The following is an 18,563-nucleotide window of genomic DNA, read 5'->3' on the forward strand; positions in this document are numbered from 1 at the left end:
AGCGCGCCATCCTAGAGCCGGAACGGGCCACCTGACCAGCGGTTTCGCGAACCCCGCGCGGCTGGTGCGCACGACGCCGCCGGCCGGCCGCTACGGCTTTGTCAGTGTGGTGGTGTGCAATGGATCGCGTGCCCGCACTGGAAGAACCACTGAAGCAGTCACTGAAGTCAGTGCTCGGCCCCGCCACCGCGAAGGTGATGGCCGAGCACCTCGGCCTGACCTCGGTCGGCGACCTCCTGCACCACTACCCGCGCAGATACGAGGAGCGCGGCCGGCTCACCCCCCTCGCCGAGCTCCCGATGGACGAGCACGTCACGGTGGTCGCCCAGGTCGCCGACGCCCGCCTGCACACCTTCGCCTCGTCCCGGGCCCCGCGCGGCAAGGGGCAGCGCCTCGAGGTCACGATCACCGACGGCAGCGGCAGGATCCAGCTGGTCTTCTTCGGCAACGGCGTGCACAAGCCCCACAAGGACCTGCTGCCGGGCACCCGCGCGATGTTCTCCGGCAAGGTCTCCGTCTTCAACCGCCGCCTCCAGCTCGCCCACCCGGCCTACGAACTGCTGCGCGGCGACAGCGAGGAGACCGTCGAGACCTGGGCCGGCGCCCTGATCCCGATCTATCCGGCCACCGCGAAACTGGAGTCCTGGAAGATCGGCAAGGCGGTCCAGACGGTGCTGCCCAGCGCCGGGGAGGCCGTCGACCCGCTGCCGCCCTCCCTCCAGGAGGGCCGCGGCCTCGTCACCCTTCCCGAGGCCCTGCTCAAGATCCACCGTCCGCAGACCCAGGCCGACATCGCCGACGCCCGGGCCCGCCTGAAGTGGGACGAGGCCTTCGTCCTCCAGGTCGCCCTCGCCCGCCGCCGCCACGCCGACGCCCAGCTCCCGGCGGTGGCCCGCAGACCCCGGCCCGACGGCCTCCTGACGGCCTTCGACGGCCGGTTGCCCTTCACCCTCACCGAGGGCCAGCGGAAGGTCTCCGAGGAGATCTTCGACGACCTCGCCACCGAGCACCCGATGCACCGCCTCCTCCAGGGCGAGGTCGGCTCCGGCAAGACCCTCGTCGCGCTGCGCGCCATGCTCGCGGTGGTCGACGCGGGCGGCCAGGCCGCGCTGCTCGCGCCCACCGAGGTCCTCGCCCAGCAGCACCACCGCTCGGTCACCGAGATGATGGGCGAACTGGCCGAGGGCGGCATGCTGGGCGGCGCCGAGCACGCCACCAAGGTGGTGCTGCTCACCGGCTCGATGGGCGCGGCCGCCCGCCGCCAGGCCCTGCTCGACCTGGTCACCGGCGAGGCCGGCCTGGTCATCGGCACCCACGCCCTGATCGAGGACAAGGTCCAGTTCCACGACCTCGGCCTGGTGGTCGTCGACGAACAGCACCGCTTCGGCGTCGAGCAGCGCGACGCCCTGCGCGGCAAGGGCAAGCAGCCCCCGCACCTGCTGGTCATGACGGCCACCCCCATCCCGCGCACGGTCGCCATGACCGTCTTCGGCGACCTGGAGACCTCCGTCCTCGACCAGCTCCCCGCCGGCCGGTCGCCGATCGCCAGCCACGTCGTCCCCGCCGCCGACAAGCCGCACTTCCTCGCCCGCGCCTGGGAGCGGGTCCGCGAGGAGGTGGAGAACGGCCACCAGGCCTACGTGGTCTGCCCGCGGATCGGCGACGAGGAGGACGAACCCGGGAAGGGCGCGAAGAAGTCCGCCGAGGACGAGGCCGAGAAACGCCCGCCGCTCGCGGTGCTCGACGTGGCCGACCAGCTCGCCCGCGGTCCGCTCCAGGGCCTGCGGGTGGAGGTGCTGCACGGCCGGATGCACCCGGACGACAAGGACGCCGTCATGCGCCGCTTCGCGGCCGGCGAGGCGGACGTCCTGGTCGCCACCACGGTCATCGAGGTCGGCGTCAACGTGCCCAACGCCACCGCCATGGTGATCATGGACGCGGACCGCTTCGGCGTCTCCCAGCTCCACCAGCTCCGCGGCCGGGTGGGCCGCGGCTCGGCCCCGGGCTTGTGCCTGCTGGTGAGCGAGATGCCCGAGGCCAGTGCCGCCCGCCAGCGCCTGAACGCCGTCGCCTCCACCCTGGACGGCTTCGAGCTCTCCCGCATCGACCTCGAGCAGCGCCGCGAGGGCGACGTCCTCGGCCAGGCCCAGTCCGGCGCCCGCACCAGCCTCCGCGTCCTCGCGGTCATCGAGGACGAGGAACTGATCGCCGAGGCCAGGCAGGAGGCGGCGGCGGTGGTGGCGGCCGACCCCGAGCTGGAGGGCCTGCCGGGCCTGCGGACCGCGCTGCACGCCCTGCTGGACGAGGAGAGGGAGCAGTACCTGGAGAAGGGCTGAGACGGACCCGCCCGGAGCGGTCACGGGCCGTACTCCGCGTGCGGTTGCCGCCGTGCGGGCGCGACCGGCGACAATGAGACGGACAACCGCCCACGGAGAAGGACCCCACATGACCCGCGTGATCGCCGGCCGGGCCGGCGGACGGCGCCTGTCAGTACCACCCGGCACCGGAACCCGCCCCACGTCCGACCGCGCCCGCGAGGGTCTGTTCTCCACCTGGCAGTCCCTGCTCGGCGGCCCCCTGGACGGCGAACGGGTCCTCGACCTGTACGCCGGATCCGGTGCCGTGGGCCTGGAGGCGCTCTCCCGGGGCGCGAGCCACACCCTCCTGGTCGAGGCGGACGCCCGCGCGGCCCGGACCGTCCGGGACAACGTGCGGAACCTGGGCCTGCCCGGCGCCGAGGTGAGAGCGGGCAAAGCGGAACAAGTGATCAGGACGGCGCCCCCCGCCGCCCCCTACGAGCTGGCCTTCCTGGATCCCCCGTACGCCGTCACGGACGACGATCTTCGGGAGATTCTGCTCACACTCCGCACGGAGGGCTGGCTCGCCGACGAAGCCCTCGTCACCGTGGAGCGCAGCACCAGAGGCGGCCCGTTCCACTGGCCGGACGGCTTCGAGGCGATCCGGTCCCGTCGCTACGGCGAGGGAACGTTTTGGTACGGTCGCGCCGCCTCTACGTGCGAAGACGCACGATGACCGGACCGGAGAGCGAGGGATCACAAGTGCGCCGCGCCGTCTGTCCCGGGTCGTTCGACCCGATCACCAACGGACACCTCGACATCATTGCCCGCGCCTCGCGTCTGTACGACGAGGTCTACGTGGCGGTGATGATCAACCAGTCCAAGAAGGGCCTGTTCGAGATCGAGGAGCGGATCGACCTGATCCGCGAGGTCACCGCCGAGTACGGCAACGTCCGGGTCGAGGCCTTCCACGGCCTCCTGGTCGACTTCTGCAAGCAGCGCGACATCCCCGCCATCGTCAAGGGACTGCGCGCGGTGAGCGACTTCGACTACGAGCTGCAGATGGCCCAGATGAACAACGGCCTCACCGGCGTCGAAACGCTGTTCGTGCCCACCAACCCCACCTACAGCTTCCTCTCCTCCTCGCTGGTCAAGGAGGTCGCGGCCTGGGGCGGCGACGTCTCCCACCTGGTGCCGCCCGCGGTTCTCGAGGCCTTGAACGGGCGTCTGCACAAGGGCTGATGGGACTACAGTCGTCCCGTCCGTCTCCAACACAGCAGTAGAGAGTGGCGAGCACAGGTGGACGTCCAGAAGAAGCTCGACGAGATCGTCGCCGCGGTCACCGGCGCCCGGTCCATGCCGATGTCGGCCTCGTGCGTGGTCAACCGCGCCGAGCTGCTCGCGCTCCTCGACGAGGTGCGCCAGGCGCTGCCCGGCTCGCTCGCGCAGGCCCAGGAGCTGATCGGCGGCCGTGAGCAGATGGTCGAGCAGGCCCGTGTCGAGGCCGGGCGGATCATCGAGAACGCCCACGCCGAGCGCGGCTCGCTGATCTCCGACACCGAGATCGCCCGCCGCTCCCAGGCCGAGGCCGACCGGATCCTCACCGAGGCCCGCACGGAGGCGGAGGAGATCCGCGCCGAGGCCGACGACTACGTCGACTCCAAGCTCGCCAACTTCGAGGTCGTCCTCACCAAGACCCTCGGTTCGGTCGGCCGCGGCCGCGAGAAGCTGCTCGGCACCGGCCCCGGGCTTGACGAGAACGGGTACGAGGACGAGGATGCGCCCGAGCGCAGCCAGGACCCCGAGACCCTGCGCCACAACGCCGACGCGTACGTCGACGTCAAGCTCGGCGCCTTCGAGGCGGTCCTCGCCAAGACCCTGGAGGCCGTCGGCCGCGGCCGGCAGAAGCTGCACGGCCGGATCGCCACGGACGACCTCGGCGCCCTCGCCGACGACACCACGACCTTCCAGCACTCCAGCGACGCCGACTACCTGGCCGACCTCGCGGCCCTCGCCGACACCCCGGCCGAGCGCCCGGCCCAGCCGCCGCGGCCCGTCCAGCCGCCGCAGCCGCCGCAGCCGTCGTACGAGCCGCAGCCGGCCTACGGCTACCAGCAGCAGCCCGACCCGTACGGGGGCTTCCCGCAGCAGCCCGACTACACGCAGCAGGACCAGTACGGCTACCAGCAGGCCGACCCCTACGCCTATCAGGGCGGCTACGACCCCCAGCAGGCCGCGTACGACCCGCAGCAGGCCCCGTACGACCCCCAGCAGTCCCAGCAGCCGCAGGACCAGCAGGGTTACGCCCTCGACGAGACCAGTCTGTTCGACACCGGCATGATCAGCGCGGAGCAGCTGCGGGCGTACGAACAGGGGCGCGGTCTCTAGCCGGTGACCGCGGAGCCACCACCGGATTGGGCCCTGAGCGAAAGGTCCAGTATCCTGGCTCTTCGGTCGCGTGTACGTCCGCGATCACCGCTGCCCGCGGCACCTCTGGGCGGCGGCCCTCCGAGTTCGAAGATCGAAAGCAGGAATGGCTCCCAACGCCCGGCTGGACCACCGCAACCCCCTCGTGTTCGACACGCACGAGCTGGGCCGGCGTCCTGGCGCGCAGCAGCGCCTGACCCGCACGATCGACGCCCCCAGGGACCTCGGTCTCCAGGGAGTCATCGGAGTGCCGGAAGGCGCCCCGGTGGAGCTCGAACTCCGGCTCGAGTCGGTCATGGAAGGGGTGCTCGTCACAGGCACCGCCCGTGCACAGGCCGAGGGGGAGTGCGTAAGGTGTCTGGAGCCGCTCGGGCTTGAGCTCGAAGCGGACTTCCAGGAGCTGTTCTCGTACCCTGACGCCGACGACCGGGGCCGCGTGATCGCGGAACCGGGCGACGACGCCGAGGACGACGAGGACAGGTTCTACCTCGAGGACGGACTCTTCGACCTCGAACCTCTGCTGCGCGATGCGGTGGTGCTCGCACTGCCGATGCAGCCGGTGTGCCAGGACGACTGCCCGGGCCTGTGCTCCGCATGCGGAGCGCGGCTCGCGGACGACCCGGACCACCACCACGACGCCGTCGACATTCGTTGGGCGGCATTGCAGGGACTCGCCGGCACCATGCAGGACGGCGAGAAGGACGAGATGAGCGGCGCCGAAGCGGGCGTCGACGAGAAGCAGGAGAAGTAGCCGTGGCTGTTCCGAAGCGGAAGATGTCGCGCAGCAACACGCGCCACCGCCGGTCGCAGTGGAAGGCTGCGGTCCCCACCCTGGTTGCGTGCGAGCGCTGCCACGAGCCCAAGCAGCAGCACATCGCGTGCCCGTCTTGCGGCACCTACAACAAGCGCCAGGTCCTCGAAGTCTGAGCGGGCTGGTGAGAGGCACTGTGTCCAGTCCCAAGAAGGCGGCGGAAAACCAGGCCTCGTCCCACACGCTTCTGGAAGGGCGGCTCGGCTACCAGCTCGAGTCCGCCCTTCTGGTGCGTGCGCTGACCCACCGTTCCTACGCGTACGAGAACGGCGGTCTGCCGACGAACGAGCGGCTGGAGTTCCTCGGTGACTCCGTCCTCGGCCTCGTCGTCACGGACACGCTGTACCGCACCCACCCCGACCTGCCCGAGGGCCAGCTGGCCAAGTTGCGGGCCGCGGTGGTCAACTCGCGTGCGCTGGCGGAGGTGGGCCGCGGCCTCGACCTCGGCGCCTTCATCCGGCTCGGCCGGGGTGAAGAAGGCACGGGCGGCCGGGACAAGGCGTCCATCCTCGCCGACACCCTTGAAGCGGTGATCGGCGCGGTCTATCTCGACCAGGGCCTCGACGCGGCCTCCGAACTGGTGCACCGCCTGTTCGACCCGCTGATCGAGAAGTCCTCGAATCTCGGTGCCGGCCTGGACTGGAAGACCAGTCTCCAGGAGCTGACCGCGACCGAAGGGCTCGGTGTCCCCGAGTACCTGGTCACGGAGACCGGCCCGGATCACGAGAAGACCTTCACTGCTGCCGCCCGCGTCGGAGGCGTCTCGTACGGCACCGGCACCGGCCGCAGCAAGAAGGAGGCGGAGCAGCAGGCCGCCGAGTCCGCCTGGCGGGCCATCCGGGCCGCCGCGGACGAGCGCGCCAAGGCGGCCGAGGAGGCCGTCCAGGACGACGACACGTCGTCCGCGCCCGCCTGACAAGAGCAACACCGAGCGCCCGCCCCGCCGTTCACGCCGGGGTGGGCGCTCGCCTTCATCCCACGGTTCGTACGGGGGTCACGATGCCCGAGTTGCCCGAGGTCGAGGTCGTCCGGCGCGGTCTGGAGCGGTGGGTCGCCCACCGCACGGTCGCCGAGGTCGAGGTACTGCACCCGCGTGCCGTGCGCCGGCACGTCGCGGGGGCCGACGACTTCGCGCACCGGCTCAAGGGCCACCACATCGGCACGCCCAGCCGGCGCGGCAAGTACCTGTGGCTGCCGATGGAGGAGACGAACCAGTCCGTCCTCGCCCACCTCGGCATGAGCGGCCAGCTCCTGGTGCAGCCGCACGAGACGGCGGACGAGAAGCACCTGCGTGTCCGCGTCCGGTTCGCCGACTCCCTCGGCACCGAGCTGCGCTTCGTCGACCAGCGGACCTTCGGCGGGCTCTCGCTGCACGACAACACCCCCGACGGGCTGCCCGACGTCATCGCGCACATCGCCCGCGACCCCCTCGACCCGCTGTTCGACGACGAGGCCTTCCACCTCGCCCTGCGCCGCAAGCGCACGACCATCAAACGGGCCCTGCTGGACCAGTCGCTGATCAGCGGGGTCGGCAACATCTACGCGGACGAGGCCCTGTGGCGCTCCCGCCTGCACTACGAACGGCCCACGGCCGGCCTCACCCGGCCGCGCACCGCCGAACTCCTCGGCCACGTCCGGGACGTGATGAACGCGGCCCTCGCCGTCGGTGGCACCAGCTTCGACAGCCTCTACGTCAACGTCAACGGCGAGTCGGGATACTTCGACCGCTCCCTGGACGCGTACGGCCGTGAGGGTCTGCCCTGCAAGCGGTGCGGCACGCCCATGCGGCGCCGCCCGTGGATGAACCGGTCCAGCTACTTCTGCCCGAAGTGCCAGCGGGCCCCGCGCGGCCAGTAGGCGGCGGACCCTGGGTCGTGTCCGCGAAGCCGCGTCGTTCGCCCGCAGGGCGGGCGTTGCGGCGTCCGGTGCGTGCTCTCGGCGTGCCGGCCGGATGCCCTCGTACTGGGTGTACTCGGGCTTTCGGCCGGTGCGGCGAGAGTGCGTGCCGGGCGTCGCGGCGCAGGCGTGACTTTGTGGACACGACCTAGGACGGCTGCCGGGCGTCGTAGGCCGCGCGGGAGGCGAGTACGTCGTCCATCGCGCCCTCCACGCAGTGGATGAGGGCGAGCAGCCGCTCCGCGACCCGGTGGCCGAGCGGGGTCAGTTCGTAGTCCACGCGCGGTGGGTTGGTCGGCTGGGCCTCGCGGTGCACCAGGCCGTCGCGCTCCAGCGCGTGCAGCGTCTGGGACAGCATCTTCTCGCTCACGCCGTCGACCCGGCGGCGCAGTTCGTTGAAGCGCAGCGAGCCCTCCTGGAGCGCGCCGAGCGTCAGTCCGCCCCAGCGGCCCGTGACGTGCTCGAGCGTGCCGCGCGAGGGGCACGACTTGGCGAACACGTTGAACGCGAGGTCGTCCTCGATGACGGGCTGCTGGTCTGTGCTCATACCACAAGCGTACGCGAGCGCAGCGCTCACCACCAGGTTGCACTAACCAGAAGTTAGTGCTTTCCTTTCGTCATCGTCAGTGAGCCGCCCCGTCGCGGGATTTCCGAGGAGTCCGTCATGACCACGCCCGTTGTCTCCATCGCCTACCACTCCGGCTACGGCCACACCGCGGTGCTCGCCGAGGCCGTCCGCGCCGGCGCCGCCGAGGCGGGTGCCGAGGTCCACCTGATCAAGGTCGACGAGATCACCGACGAGCAGTGGGAGACGCTGGACCGCTCCGACGCGATCGTCTTCGGCTCGCCCACCTACATGGGCACCGCCTCCGGCGCCTTCCACGTCTTCGCCGAGGCCTCCTCCAAGCGCTGGTTCGGCCAGGACTGGAAGGACAAGCTGGCGGCCGGCTTCACCAACTCCGGTTCCAAGAGCGGCGACAAGCTGCACACGTTGCAGTTCTTCCAGATCCTCGCCGGACAGCACGGCATGCACTGGGTCAACCTCGGCCTGCACCCGGGCTGGAACAACAGCGAGGGCTCCGAGCACGACCTCAACCGCCTCGGCGTCTTCGCGGGCGCGGCCGCCCAGACCAACGTGGACGAGGGCCCGGACGCCGTGCACAAGGCGGACATCGCCACGGCGGAGCACCTGGGCCGCCGGGTCACCGAGACGGCCCGCGTCCTGGCCCGCGGCCGCGCGGCGGTCTGAGCGGGCGGCCGGCGGCCCCGGGCGGGCGGCGGTCAGCGAGCCCGACGCGTGACCGGGGGCGCGGGGAGCCGGCTCAGTAGCCGAAGAAGTGAAGGGCCGGTCCTCTGACCTGCGGCCCTGTAATCGATCAACGCTGCGACCTGCGACTTGGCTGTCGGTGGTTGTCAGCGTTGATCGTCGCTGAGCGCCCTCCGACGGCCCAGAGACGGCCCGGCTCCGTCATGAGCCATGGCGCCTGGCGCCCAGCCAGCCCGCTGCTACAGACCGCGTAGCGCCTCGTACAGATCGTCGTAGGCCGACCAACAGTCGATGCTGCCGTCGTCGTACAGGCTTCCCATGTACCAGTCGTCACCATGAACGGGCTTCACGAGGCACAGGCTGTGGAATCCGAGAATGATCTCTGGGTGCAGCCTTTCCGGAGCTCCGGCGTCGGCCACCCACTTCACCGCCCGGTCTGGATCTAGCGCGACAGCCTTTTGGTCCCCGGATACGTCGCGGATCTGCTGGAGGGTCCACCCTGGGATTAGCTGTGCGTCTGCCATCTACAGATGCTCTCACCCGCCAGGCGTGGACTACCGCTTCAGGAGCGAGGGTGCTTGCCTGCCTGACCTGCTGGGACGCCGAAGTCGTCAACGGCTGAGCAGAAGCGAGCCCACGCCGAGCGGTTCTCGAACCGCAAGCGCGACCGGCGGGCTGGGGAGCTTGCGGCGCTCGTTACGCACTTCTCCCCCATGAGCGATGAGGCTCGGGAGCGTGGCGGTCGGTTCCTGCTGGACGGGCCGTGCCCCGAGTGTGGCGACACCCGACAGGTGTGGGCGTGCTGGGCCGTCGACGTGGTGCGGACTGGTACGAGGAGGGCTACGGCCCGTGCTCGCTGTGCGGGGGTGCCGCGTGACGATGTTCCCCGTCTCTCCGGAGGCCGTGGCCGGTGCTGCGGCCTCCATAACACGCACCTGATGCCGTCGAGCGGGACGCGGACCCGGGCCGCCGTGGATCGCGTCTTCGCGGACGAGGAACCCACGGCTGACGGCCCCGACACGGCCCAGGAGGGTGCTCAGCCGTCTGAACTGCGGTTATCTCAATAGCCGAAGTCCTGCGTCCACCAGGGGCCGCCCGAGCCCATGTGCACGCCGACTCCGAGGGTCTTGAAGTCGCAGTTCAGTATGTTGGCGCGGTGGCCGGGGCTGTTCATCCAGGCGTCCATCACGGCAGCCGCGTCCGCCTGGCCGCGGGCTATGTTCTCTCCGCCGAGGTCGGTTATGCCCGCCTTCGCGGCCCGGTCCCAGGGGCTGGCCCCGTCCGGGTCGGTGTGGTCGAAGAAGCCCCGCGCGGCCATGTCGTCGCTGAAGGCCTCGGCCAGCGAGGTCAGCGAGGAGTTCGCCGAGAGCGCGCTGCACCCGACCTTGGCCCGCTCCTCGTTGACCAGCTTCAGCACTTCGGCCTCGACGGCGGTCTGCGTCGACACCGTCACCGGCGCGGAGGTCCGCTTCGGGGCCCTGGCCGTCGGGTGGGACGGGGTGGTCTTCCGCTCGGGGGCCTTCGCCGTGGACGAGGGCTTCTCCGAGGGCGACTTCGTCGGCGGGGCCGAGGCCGAGGCCGACTCGGACACGGTGTCGGACGGGGCCGGCGAGGTCGCCCGGTGGGTGTCGCGGCTCGCGGCGGAGCCGCCGCCCCGGCTGTCGGCGCCGCCCGAGCTGCCGCCCTGCTCGGACGCGGTGTTGCTGGGGGAGTCCGCCGCCTGCACCCGGTCGCCGCCGGTGGTGTTGGTGCCGCCGCCGAGCTGGTAGTTCTCCAGACCGGGCACCGCACCGGTGGCCACCGCGACGGTGCCGAGGGCCACGGCGGCCGAGACGCCGAGCAGCCCGGTGCGCACCGGGGTGGCGGCCCTCTTCTTGCGCCGGCGGCCGTGGGGCGTGCCGCCCGCCGGGGTGAAGCCGTCGTCGCCGGGCGTCCGCGCGGGCTCGTCGTCCACCGCGTACAGGTAGGCGGCGCTCCGGGCGGTGGTCTCGGCGTACGCCTCCGGGTGCAGGTAGGGGGCGATGCCCATGGGCGCGCGGTCGCCCGCGTAGTCCTGCGGGTTCTCGCCGTCCGTGGCCGAGCGGTGCGTCTGCGTGACCCCGGTGGCCCGGCCGGTGGTGGCGCGGCCGGCGGCGGAGCGTCGGTGGCGTCCCATGCCCTTGCCCTCTTCCTCGTCTCGCGGTCGACCCGGCGCCACGGTGGTGAGCGACTCCGTTTGGCCAACTCCACTCACTCGAAGGAGTGAGTTTCATATGAGATTCATTGGGTCCGGACGGTACCGCATGCCACTGGGGCGGGGTGTGTCCCGAGTGACATTGGCCGGTTAGGTTGCACCCATGAGCGAGGATGTTCGGCTGGTCGCCTGGGTGAGGGGACGCGTCCAAGGTGTGGGTTTCCGCTGGTTCACGCGGGCCAAGGCGCTGGAGATCGGCGGCCTGAGTGGTTTTGCTCTCAATCTGGGCGACGGACGCGTCCAGGTGGTCGCCGAAGGGTCCCGGAACGGCTGCGAGGGTCTGCTGGACTGGCTCCAGGACGGCGACACGCCCGGACGCGTCGACGGAGTCACCGAGATCTGGGACACACCCCGCGGCGGATACGACGGCTTCGCCATCCGGTGAACCGATTCTGTGGGGCCGCCCCGGCAGCCGCACGGTGACCTGCCCCTGGCACATGCCCACAGCAGAAATGGGCTGGTGGTTGCCAAGGAGAGCGCCACATGGCAGGCTCCGCAGGTACAGCTGATCGCCACGCCCCGAGGGCCCCGCAGGAGACGCAGCGCCACCGTCCGGTGACCGCGCGCCCCGGGTTCGCCCGCCAATACGGGGTGTGATCGTGTTGACCGTCAAACTTTTTGGTGAGACGCTGAAAGCCCCGCGCACCTTAGCTGTTTGGCATGTAGGAACGCAGAGCAACACTCGAGTGTGCCAAGCACCGCGGGTGCGAATCCCTCACGACCCACACCGCATCGGTCGGTCACTCATTGTGGAGGACCATCCATCATGGCAAAGGCGCTTCTCGGTTACGTCGGCGGCTCCGACCCTCGACTCCTCGCCGAGATGCGACGGCTGCAGCAGCGTGTCCAGGACCTGGAGTCCGAGCTCGTACGGATCCAGGCGGAGAACGACGCGCTGGCGGCTGCCGCTTCTCAGGACAGGATCATGGAGAGCATCGACGCACACCAGGCGGAGCCTGCGCTCACCTGATCGCTGCACCGCTCCACGACAGCAGTCGCAGCGGTTGGGGCGCCCGTATCAACCGCACTAGCAGAAGGCAGCCGCGACCCGGTCGCCAGCGTGGCAAGGGACGCTTCGGCGTCCCTTCTTTCTTCCCCCGTGCATCCTTTCACCGTCTTTAACGTTTGGTTTGCCCTGCGTGTTCAATGGCGAAACCGTGCGGTTGCGAGTGTCCGTGGAGTGAGATAGCGACGGCGGGTAAAGTCCGGCGGCGTGCACCTCAAGGCCCTGACCCTCCGCGGATTCAAGTCGTTCGCGTCGGCGACCACACTCCGGTTCGAGCCGGGCATCACGTGTGTCGTCGGTCCGAACGGCTCGGGCAAGTCCAACGTGGTGGACGCGCTGAGCTGGGTCATGGGCGAGCAGGGCGCCAAGTCGCTGCGCGGCGGCAAGATGGAGGACGTCATCTTCGCCGGCACCACCGGCCGCCCGCCGCTGGGCCGCGCCGAGGTGTCCCTGACCATCGACAACTCCGACGGCGCCCTGCCCATCGAGTACGCCGAGGTCACCATCACGCGGATCATGTTCCGCAACGGCGGCAGCGAGTACCAGATCAACGGCGACACCTGCCGTCTGCTGGACATCCAGGACCTGCTCTCCGACTCCGGCATCGGCCGCGAGATGCACGTCATCGTCGGCCAGGGCCAGCTCGACTCCGTCCTGCACGCCGACCCCACCGGCCGCAGGGCGTTCATCGAGGAGGCCGCGGGTGTCCTCAAGCACCGCAAGCGCAAGGAGAAGGCGCTGCGGAAGCTCGACGCGATGCAGGCCAACCTCGCCCGCGTGCAGGACCTCACCGACGAACTGCGCCGCCAGCTCAAGCCGCTCGGCCGGCAGGCGGCGGTGGCCCGCCGCGCCGCCGTCATCCAGGCGGACCTCCGCGACGCCCGGCTGCGCCTCCTCGCCGACGACCTCGTACGCCTGCGCGAGGCGCTGAAGTCCGAGATCGCCGACGAGGCCGCCCTGAAGGAACGCAAGGAGTCCGCCGAGCGGGAGCTCAGGAAGGCGCTCCAGCGGGAGGCCTCGCTGGAGGACGAGGTGCGGCGGCTCGCGCCGCGCCTGCAGCGCGCCCAGCAGACCTGGTACGAGCTGTCCCAGCTGGCCGAGCGGGTCCGCGGCACCGTCTCGCTGGCCGACGCCCGGGTGAAGAGCGCCACCTCCGCGCCCCCCGAGGAGCGGCGCGGCCGCGAGCCCGAGGACATGGAGCGCGAGGCCGCCCGCATCCGCGAGCAGGAGGCCGAGCTGGAGGCGGCTCTCGAAGCCGCGCAGCGGGCCCTGGACGACACGGTCGCCCACCGCGCCGAGCTGGAGCGTGAACTCGCGGTCGAGGAACGCCGGCTGAAGGACGCCGCCCGCGCCATCGCCGACCGTCGCGAGGGACTCGCCCGCCTCTCCGGGCAGGTCAACGCGGCCCGCTCGCGCGCCGCCTCGGCCCAGGCCGAGATCGACCGGCTGGCCGCCGGCCGCGACGAGGCGCAGGAGCGCGCGGTCCGGGCCCAGGAGGAGTACGAGACCCTGAAGGCCGAGGTCGACGGTCTCGACGCCGACGACGCCGAACTCGCCGAACGGCACGAGACGGCGAAGCGGGCCCTCGCCGGGGCCGAGGCCGCGCTGACCGAGGCCCGCGAGGCGGCCACCGCCGCGGAGCGCAGGCGCGCCGCGACCCGGGCCCGGCACGAGGCGCTGGCGCTGGGCCTGAGGCGCAAGGACGGCACCGGCATACTCCTGGGCGCCCGCGACCGCCTCACCGGGGTCCTGGGCCCGGCGGCGGAACTGCTGACGGTGACCCCCGGACACGAAGTCGCGCTGGCCGCGGCCTTCGGCGCCGCGGCCGACGCCGTCGCCGTGACGTCCCCGGCCGCGGCGGCCGAGGCGATCCGCCTCCTGCGCAAACAGGACGGCGGCCGGGCGGCCCTGCTCCTGACCGACACCCGGGAGGCCCCCGGCGGCGGCCCGGACGACCCCGGCGACGGACCGGGGGACGAGCGCCCCGGCGGTGCCCTCCGCGCCGCCGACCTGGTGCGGGGCCCCGCCGGACTCATGCCCGCCGTGCGGCGGCTGCTGCGCCGGATCGTGGTCGTCGGCACTCTGGAGGACGCCGAGGACCTGGTCAACGCGCACCCCGGGCTGACCGCCGTCACCGCCGAGGGCGACCTGCTCGGCGCGCACTTCGCGCACGGTGGCTCGGCCGGCGCGCCCAGCCTGCTGGAGGTGCAGGCCTCCGTGGATGAGGCGGCCGCCGAGCTGGAGGTGCTGGCCGTCCGCTGCGAGGAGCTCACCGAGGCCCAGCACGCGGCGGCCGAGCGGCGCACCTCGGCCGCCGCGCAGGTGGAGGAGCTGGGGGAGCGGCGCCGGGCCGCCGACCGGGAGAAGTCGGCCGTGGCCCAGCAGCTCGGGCGGCTCGCGGGGCAGGCGAGGGGCGCGGCGGGTGAGGCCGAGCGGTCGGCCGCGGCCACGGCACGCGCGCAGGAGGCGCTGGACAAGGCCGTGCTGGAGGCCGAGGAGCTGTCCGAACGGCTCGCCGTCGCCGAGGAGGTGCCGGTCGACGAGGAGCCGGACACCTCGGTGCGGGACCGGCTCGCCGCCGACGGCGCCAACGCGCGGCAGACCGAGATGGAGGCCCGGCTCCAGGCCCGTACGCACGAGGAACGGGTGAAGGGACTCGCGGGTCGCGCCGACTCGCTGGACCGTGCGGCCCGCGCGGAGCGCGAGGCACGCGCGCGTGCCGAGCAGCGGCGGGCCCGGCTCAGGCACGAGGCGGCCGTCGCGGAGGCCGTCGCCTCCGGCGCCCGTCAACTGCTCGCGCACGTCGAGGTGTCCCTGGGGCGGGCCGAGGAGGAGCGGGCCGCCGCCGAGGCCGCGAAGGCCCGGCGGGAGCAGGAGCTGACCGCCGCCCGGAACGCGGGCCGCGAGCTGAAGTCGGAACTCGACAAGCTGACGGACTCGGTGCACCGGGGCGAGGTGCTCGGCGCCGAGAAGCGGCTGCGGATCGAGCAACTGGAGACGAAGGCGCTGGAGGAGCTGGGCGTGGAGCCGGCGGGACTGGTCGCGGAGTACGGTCCGCACCAGCCCGTGCCGCCCTCGCTCCCCGCCGCCGGCGAGGAGCTGCCCGAGGACCCGGAGCACCCGCGCAACCTGCCCCGGCCGTTCGCGCGGGCCGAGCAGGAGAAGCGGCTCAAGGCCGCCGAACGCGCCTACCAGCAGCTCGGCAAGGTCAATCCGCTGGCGCTGGAGGAGTTCGCGGCACTGGAGGAGCGGCACAAGTTCCTCAGCGAGCAGCTCGAGGACCTGAAGAAGACCCGCGCCGACCTCCTGCAGGTGGTGAAGGAGGTGGACGAGCGCGTCGAGCAGGTCTTCACCGAGGCCTACCGGGACACCGCCCGGGAGTTCGAGGGCGTGTTCAGCCGGCTCTTCCCGGGCGGTGAGGGACGCCTGGTGCTGACCGACCCGGACAACATGCTCACCACCGGCGTGGACGTCGAGGCGCGTCCGCCGGGCAAGAAGGTCAAACGGCTGTCCCTGCTCTCGGGCGGCGAGCGCTCGCTGACCGCCGTGGCGCTGCTGGTGTCCATCTTCAAGGCCCGGCCCAGCCCGTTCTACGTCATGGACGAGGTCGAGGCGGCCCTGGACGACACCAACCTCCAGCGGCTGATCCGGATCATGCAGGAGCTCCAGGAGAGCTCGCAGCTCATCGTGGTCACACACCAGAAGCGCACGATGGAGGTCGCCGACGCGCTCTACGGCGTCTCCATGCAGGGCGACGGCGTGTCGAAGGTCATCTCGCAGCGCCTGCGCTGATCGTCATTTCAAGATCAACTCACCCTGTGTTCATCTTTTGAACACAGGATGATCCAGTGCGTCTTATAACTCACAGGCACGCAGGTATTGACTTCGAAACTTGAAGGCATAGTCTCTGCAACGTTGCTTTTACCTTCAGGTCTAAGTGGTGTGAACGCGGCACCACGGGATACCTGTAAGGGCTCACCCCCACGCGGCAGCGTTGCCGTGGCCCGAGGAGTTATTCGTGACCAGCACAGCGCAGGCACCCAAGCCACGAGCCGGGACGGCTCACCCCGATCATCTCGGGCACGTCATCTTCATCGCGGCGGCGGCCGCCATGGGCGGTTTCCTGTTCGGTTACGACAGTTCCGTGATCAACGGCGCCGTCGAGGCCATCCGGGGCCGCTACGACATCGGCTCCGCGGCTCTGGCCCAGGTCATCGCCATCGCCCTGATCGGCTGTGCCATCGGTGCCGCGACCGCCGGCCGGATAGCCGACCGGATCGGCCGCATCCGCTGCATGCAGATCGCCGCCGCGCTGTTCACGGTCAGCGCCGTCGGCTCCGCGCTGCCCTTCGCCCTGTGGGACCTCGCCTTCTGGCGCATCGTCGGCGGCTTCGCCATCGGCATGGCCTCCGTCATCGGCCCGGCCTACATCGCCGAGGTCGCCCCGCCCGCCTACCGCGGCCGGCTCGGCTCCTTCCAGCAGGCCGCGATCGTCGTCGGCATCGCCATCTCCCAGCTCGTCAACTGGGGTCTGCTGAACGCCGCCGGCGGCGACCAGCGCGGCACGCTGATGGGCCTGGAGGCCTGGCAGGTCATGCTCGGCGTCATGGTCGTCCCCGCGGTCCTGTACGGCCTGCTCTCCTTCGCGATCCCCGAGTCCCCGCGCTTCCTTCTCTCCGTCGGCAAGCGTGACCGCGCCCGCGCGATCCTCGCCGAGGTCGAGGGCGGTGACGTGGACCTGGACGCCCGCGTCGCCGAGATCGAGCACGCGATGAAGAGCGAGGACAGGTCCACCTTCAAGGACCTGCTCGGCGGTGGCTTCTTCTTCAAGCCGATCGTCTGGGTCGGTATCGGCCTGTCGGTGTTCCAGCAGTTCGTCGGCATCAACGTCGCGTTCTACTACTCCTCGACGCTGTGGCAGTCGGTCGGCGTCGACCCGACGGACTCGTTCTTCTACTCCTTCACGACGTCGATCATCAACATCGTCGGCACCGTGATCGCGATGATCTTCGTGGACCGCATCGGCCGCAAGCCGCTCGCCCTCATCGGCTCCGTCGGCATGGCCGTCGGCCTGGCGCTGGAGGCCTGGGCGTTCTCGTACGACCTCGTCGACGGCAAGCTGCCCGCCACCCAGGGCTGGGTCGCCCTGGTCGCCGCCCACGTCTTCGTGCTCTTCTTCGCCCTGTCCTGGGGTGTGGTCGTCTGGGTCATGCTCGGCGAGATGTTCCCGAACCGGATCCGGGCCGCCGCGCTGGGCGTGGCCGCCGCCGCCCAGTGGATCGCCAACTGGGCGATCACCGCGAGCTTCCCGTCGCTGGCCGACTGGAACCTGTCCGGCACGTACGTGATCTACACGGTCTTCGCCGCGCTCTCCATCCCGTTCGTCCTGAAGTTCGTCAAGGAGACGAAGGGCAAGACGCTGGAGGAGATGGGCTAACCGCCCCTTCCGAGTCCCGAGGAGAAGGGCCAAGTCCCCGCTGCCCCTCTCCTCGAACCCCCCGCCGTCCCCGCCCGGTCACTGCCCGGGCGGGGACGGCCCTTTGTCGCCCCGCCCCGCCCCGGCACCACCCGGCGACCGTCCTCGCCGGGGTCAGCCGCGCCGCCCCGCCCCGGCACCGCCCGGCGGCCGTCCTCGCCGGGGTCAGCCGGCCAGCGCCGGGACCACCCGTTCCGCGAACAGCCGCAGGCTCCGCCAGCCCTCCGCCGGCGGCATCCCGCCGACCAGCGGATGCAGCACGAGGGCGTCCAGGCCGAGGCGCACGCACTGCTCGGGGGTGAGCACCCGGTACACGCCCTCCGCGCGCAGGTCGCGGACCGTGGCGGCCGCCGACCGCACCGCGGAGCGGGTCCCGCCGGGCTGCCAGGAGGCGTACGTCCGCGCCTCGTGCAGGAAGTGCCCGCCGTACTCGGCCCAGGTCCGGTCCGGATCCTCGGAGAGGTGCAGCAGCGGGTTCTCGGCGGCGGGCATCATGGTCCAGCCCTCGGTGCCGTACTCGGCGAGCCGCTCCTCGTAGTAGTCCGCCAGCTCCGGCAGGTGCGCGCTGGGGAAGAACGGCAGGCCCAGCCGGGCGGCCCGGCGCGCGGCGGCCCGGGAGGAACCGCCGACCAGCAGCGGCGGGTGCGGTGCGGTGTACGGGCGCGGGGTGAGCCGCACCGTACGCCCCCGGTAGCCGAACTCCTCGCCGGTCCACGCCTTCAGCAGGGTCTCCAGCAGTTCGTCCTGGAGCCGGCCGCGCCGCCGCCAGTCCACGCCGAACAGGGCGTACTCCTCGGGCCGGTACCCGATGCCGGCCACCGTCACCAGCCGCCCGCCGCTCAGCAGGTCCAGCACGGCGATCTCCTCGGCCAGCCGCAGCGGATCGTGCAGCGGGCCGATCGCCGCCGCCACCGTCACCGCGATCCGGCGGGTGGCCCCGAGCACCGCGCCCGCGAAGGTGAACGGCGACGGCAGCCAGTTGTCGTCGGCGCCGTGGTGTTCCTCGGTCTGCACGGTGGTGACGCCGTGCTCGTCGGCGTACGCGGCCATCTCCAGCGCGGCCCGGTAGCGCGCGGAGAGGGAGGCGGGGGTGGCGCCGGGCTCGGCCAGGTTGAACCGTACGACCGTGACGGGCATGACCGCGTCCCCC

16 protein-coding genes are annotated in these 18,563 nt (G+C 71.5%); 13 read left to right on the plus strand and 3 right to left on the minus strand.

Features of this window, described 5'->3' with window-relative positions:
- The first annotated feature begins 119 nt into the window (after positions 1 to 119).
- From recG to mutM, 8 genes are all read left to right on the plus strand, one after another.
- Positions 120 to 2,336: an ATP-dependent DNA helicase RecG gene (gene recG / locus ACWCPN_RS19815; RefSeq protein ID WP_451207714.1), complete on the plus strand. Its 2,217-nt coding sequence runs from the start codon at positions 120 to 122 to the stop codon at positions 2,334 to 2,336.
- A gap of 109 nt (positions 2,337 to 2,445) precedes the next feature.
- Positions 2,446 to 3,033 carry a 16S rRNA (guanine(966)-N(2))-methyltransferase RsmD gene (rsmD, locus tag ACWCPN_RS19820; protein WP_365130114.1) on the plus strand — a complete coding sequence of 196 codons (588 nt, stop codon included), beginning with the start codon at positions 2,446 to 2,448 and terminating at the stop codon, positions 3,031 to 3,033.
- Positions 3,034 to 3,059: 26 nt separating this feature from the next.
- Positions 3,060 to 3,539 (plus strand): pantetheine-phosphate adenylyltransferase, encoded by a 480-nt coding sequence (gene coaD / locus ACWCPN_RS19825; RefSeq protein WP_365130122.1) that lies wholly within the window; start codon positions 3,060 to 3,062, stop codon positions 3,537 to 3,539.
- 57 nt (positions 3,540 to 3,596) lie between these two features.
- Positions 3,597 to 4,685 carry a cell division initiation protein gene (locus ACWCPN_RS19830; protein WP_451207718.1) on the plus strand — a complete coding sequence of 363 codons (1,089 nt, stop codon included), beginning with the start codon at positions 3,597 to 3,599 and terminating at the stop codon, positions 4,683 to 4,685.
- Between the two features lie 145 nt (positions 4,686 to 4,830).
- Positions 4,831 to 5,475 (plus strand): YceD family protein, encoded by a 645-nt coding sequence (locus ACWCPN_RS19835; protein ID WP_451207721.1) that lies wholly within the window; start codon positions 4,831 to 4,833, stop codon positions 5,473 to 5,475.
- A gap of 2 nt (positions 5,476 to 5,477) precedes the next feature.
- Positions 5,478 to 5,651 (plus strand): 50S ribosomal protein L32, encoded by a 174-nt coding sequence (gene rpmF / locus ACWCPN_RS19840; RefSeq protein WP_003951102.1) that lies wholly within the window; start codon positions 5,478 to 5,480, stop codon positions 5,649 to 5,651.
- A gap of 8 nt (positions 5,652 to 5,659) precedes the next feature.
- Positions 5,660 to 6,451 (plus strand): ribonuclease III, encoded by a 792-nt coding sequence (rnc, locus tag ACWCPN_RS19845; RefSeq protein WP_451207725.1) that lies wholly within the window; start codon positions 5,660 to 5,662, stop codon positions 6,449 to 6,451.
- Between the two features lie 83 nt (positions 6,452 to 6,534).
- Positions 6,535 to 7,392 carry a bifunctional DNA-formamidopyrimidine glycosylase/DNA-(apurinic or apyrimidinic site) lyase gene (mutM, locus tag ACWCPN_RS19850; RefSeq protein ID WP_392295145.1) on the plus strand — a complete coding sequence of 286 codons (858 nt, stop codon included), beginning with the start codon at positions 6,535 to 6,537 and terminating at the stop codon, positions 7,390 to 7,392.
- 187 nt (positions 7,393 to 7,579) lie between these two features.
- Here mutM and ACWCPN_RS19855 read toward each other — a convergent pair whose 3' ends face one another.
- Positions 7,580 to 7,978 (minus strand): winged helix-turn-helix transcriptional regulator, encoded by a 399-nt coding sequence (locus tag ACWCPN_RS19855; protein ID WP_199212162.1) that lies wholly within the window; start codon positions 7,976 to 7,978, stop codon positions 7,580 to 7,582.
- 117 nt (positions 7,979 to 8,095) lie between these two features.
- Here ACWCPN_RS19855 and ACWCPN_RS19860 point away from each other — a divergent pair, with 117 nt between their 5' ends.
- On the plus strand, positions 8,096 to 8,680 hold the full coding sequence (locus ACWCPN_RS19860; protein WP_199212163.1) for a flavodoxin family protein: 585 nt from the start codon (positions 8,096 to 8,098) through the stop codon (positions 8,678 to 8,680).
- 1,078 nt (positions 8,681 to 9,758) lie between these two features.
- On the opposite strand, the gene ACWCPN_RS19865 is transcribed toward ACWCPN_RS19860, so the two are convergent.
- Entirely contained in the window at positions 9,759 to 10,853 is a 1,095-nt protein-coding gene (locus ACWCPN_RS19865; protein ID WP_451207730.1) for a CAP domain-containing protein, read from the minus strand.
- Positions 10,854 to 11,034: 181 nt separating this feature from the next.
- Here ACWCPN_RS19865 and ACWCPN_RS19870 point away from each other — a divergent pair, with 181 nt between their 5' ends.
- The 4 genes from ACWCPN_RS19870 (at position 11,035) to ACWCPN_RS19885 (ending at position 17,374) form a co-directional block, all read left to right on the plus strand.
- Positions 11,035 to 11,316 carry an acylphosphatase gene (locus tag ACWCPN_RS19870; RefSeq protein WP_199212165.1) on the plus strand — a complete coding sequence of 94 codons (282 nt, stop codon included), beginning with the start codon at positions 11,035 to 11,037 and terminating at the stop codon, positions 11,314 to 11,316.
- 381 nt (positions 11,317 to 11,697) lie between these two features.
- Positions 11,698 to 11,901 carry a hypothetical protein gene (locus tag ACWCPN_RS19875; RefSeq protein ID WP_018544743.1) on the plus strand — a complete coding sequence of 68 codons (204 nt, stop codon included), beginning with the start codon at positions 11,698 to 11,700 and terminating at the stop codon, positions 11,899 to 11,901.
- A gap of 243 nt (positions 11,902 to 12,144) precedes the next feature.
- Positions 12,145 to 15,729 (plus strand): chromosome segregation protein SMC, encoded by a 3,585-nt coding sequence (gene smc, locus ACWCPN_RS19880; protein WP_451207734.1) that lies wholly within the window; start codon positions 12,145 to 12,147, stop codon positions 15,727 to 15,729.
- 226 nt (positions 15,730 to 15,955) lie between these two features.
- The gene (locus tag ACWCPN_RS19885) at positions 15,956 to 17,374 is read left to right on the plus strand and encodes a sugar porter family MFS transporter (RefSeq protein ID WP_199212167.1); all 1,419 of its coding nucleotides are present in this window, start codon (positions 15,956 to 15,958) and stop codon (positions 17,372 to 17,374) included.
- A gap of 204 nt (positions 17,375 to 17,578) precedes the next feature.
- Here the strand turns inward: ACWCPN_RS19885 and ACWCPN_RS19890 are convergent, their stop codons facing one another.
- Positions 17,579 to 18,550: an LLM class flavin-dependent oxidoreductase gene (locus ACWCPN_RS19890; protein WP_451207737.1), complete on the minus strand. Its 972-nt coding sequence runs from the start codon at positions 18,548 to 18,550 to the stop codon at positions 17,579 to 17,581.
- Positions 18,551 to 18,563: the final 13 nt, after the last annotated feature.

Source organism: Streptomyces sp. NPDC002386, from assembly GCF_053593175.1.

Coding starts and splice junctions, on each gene's coding strand:
- ACWCPN_RS19875 (WP_018544743.1), top strand. CDS start 11,698: ATGGCAAAGGCGCTTCTCGGTTACGTCGGCGGCTCCGACCCTCGACTC.
- ACWCPN_RS19860 (WP_199212163.1), top strand. CDS start 8,096: ATGACCACGCCCGTTGTCTCCATCGCCTACCACTCCGGCTACGGCCAC.
- rsmD (WP_365130114.1), top strand. CDS start 2,446: ATGACCCGCGTGATCGCCGGCCGGGCCGGCGGACGGCGCCTGTCAGTA.
- recG (WP_451207714.1), top strand. CDS start 120: ATGGATCGCGTGCCCGCACTGGAAGAACCACTGAAGCAGTCACTGAAG.
- ACWCPN_RS19870 (WP_199212165.1), top strand. CDS start 11,035: ATGAGCGAGGATGTTCGGCTGGTCGCCTGGGTGAGGGGACGCGTCCAA.
- ACWCPN_RS19890 (WP_451207737.1), bottom strand. CDS start 18,550: ATGCCCGTCACGGTCGTACGGTTCAACCTGGCCGAGCCCGGCGCCACC.
- ACWCPN_RS19865 (WP_451207730.1), bottom strand. CDS start 10,853: ATGGGACGCCACCGACGCTCCGCCGCCGGCCGCGCCACCACCGGCCGG.
- ACWCPN_RS19855 (WP_199212162.1), bottom strand. CDS start 7,978: ATGAGCACAGACCAGCAGCCCGTCATCGAGGACGACCTCGCGTTCAAC.
- ACWCPN_RS19835 (WP_451207721.1), top strand. CDS start 4,831: ATGGCTCCCAACGCCCGGCTGGACCACCGCAACCCCCTCGTGTTCGAC.
- mutM (WP_392295145.1), top strand. CDS start 6,535: ATGCCCGAGTTGCCCGAGGTCGAGGTCGTCCGGCGCGGTCTGGAGCGG.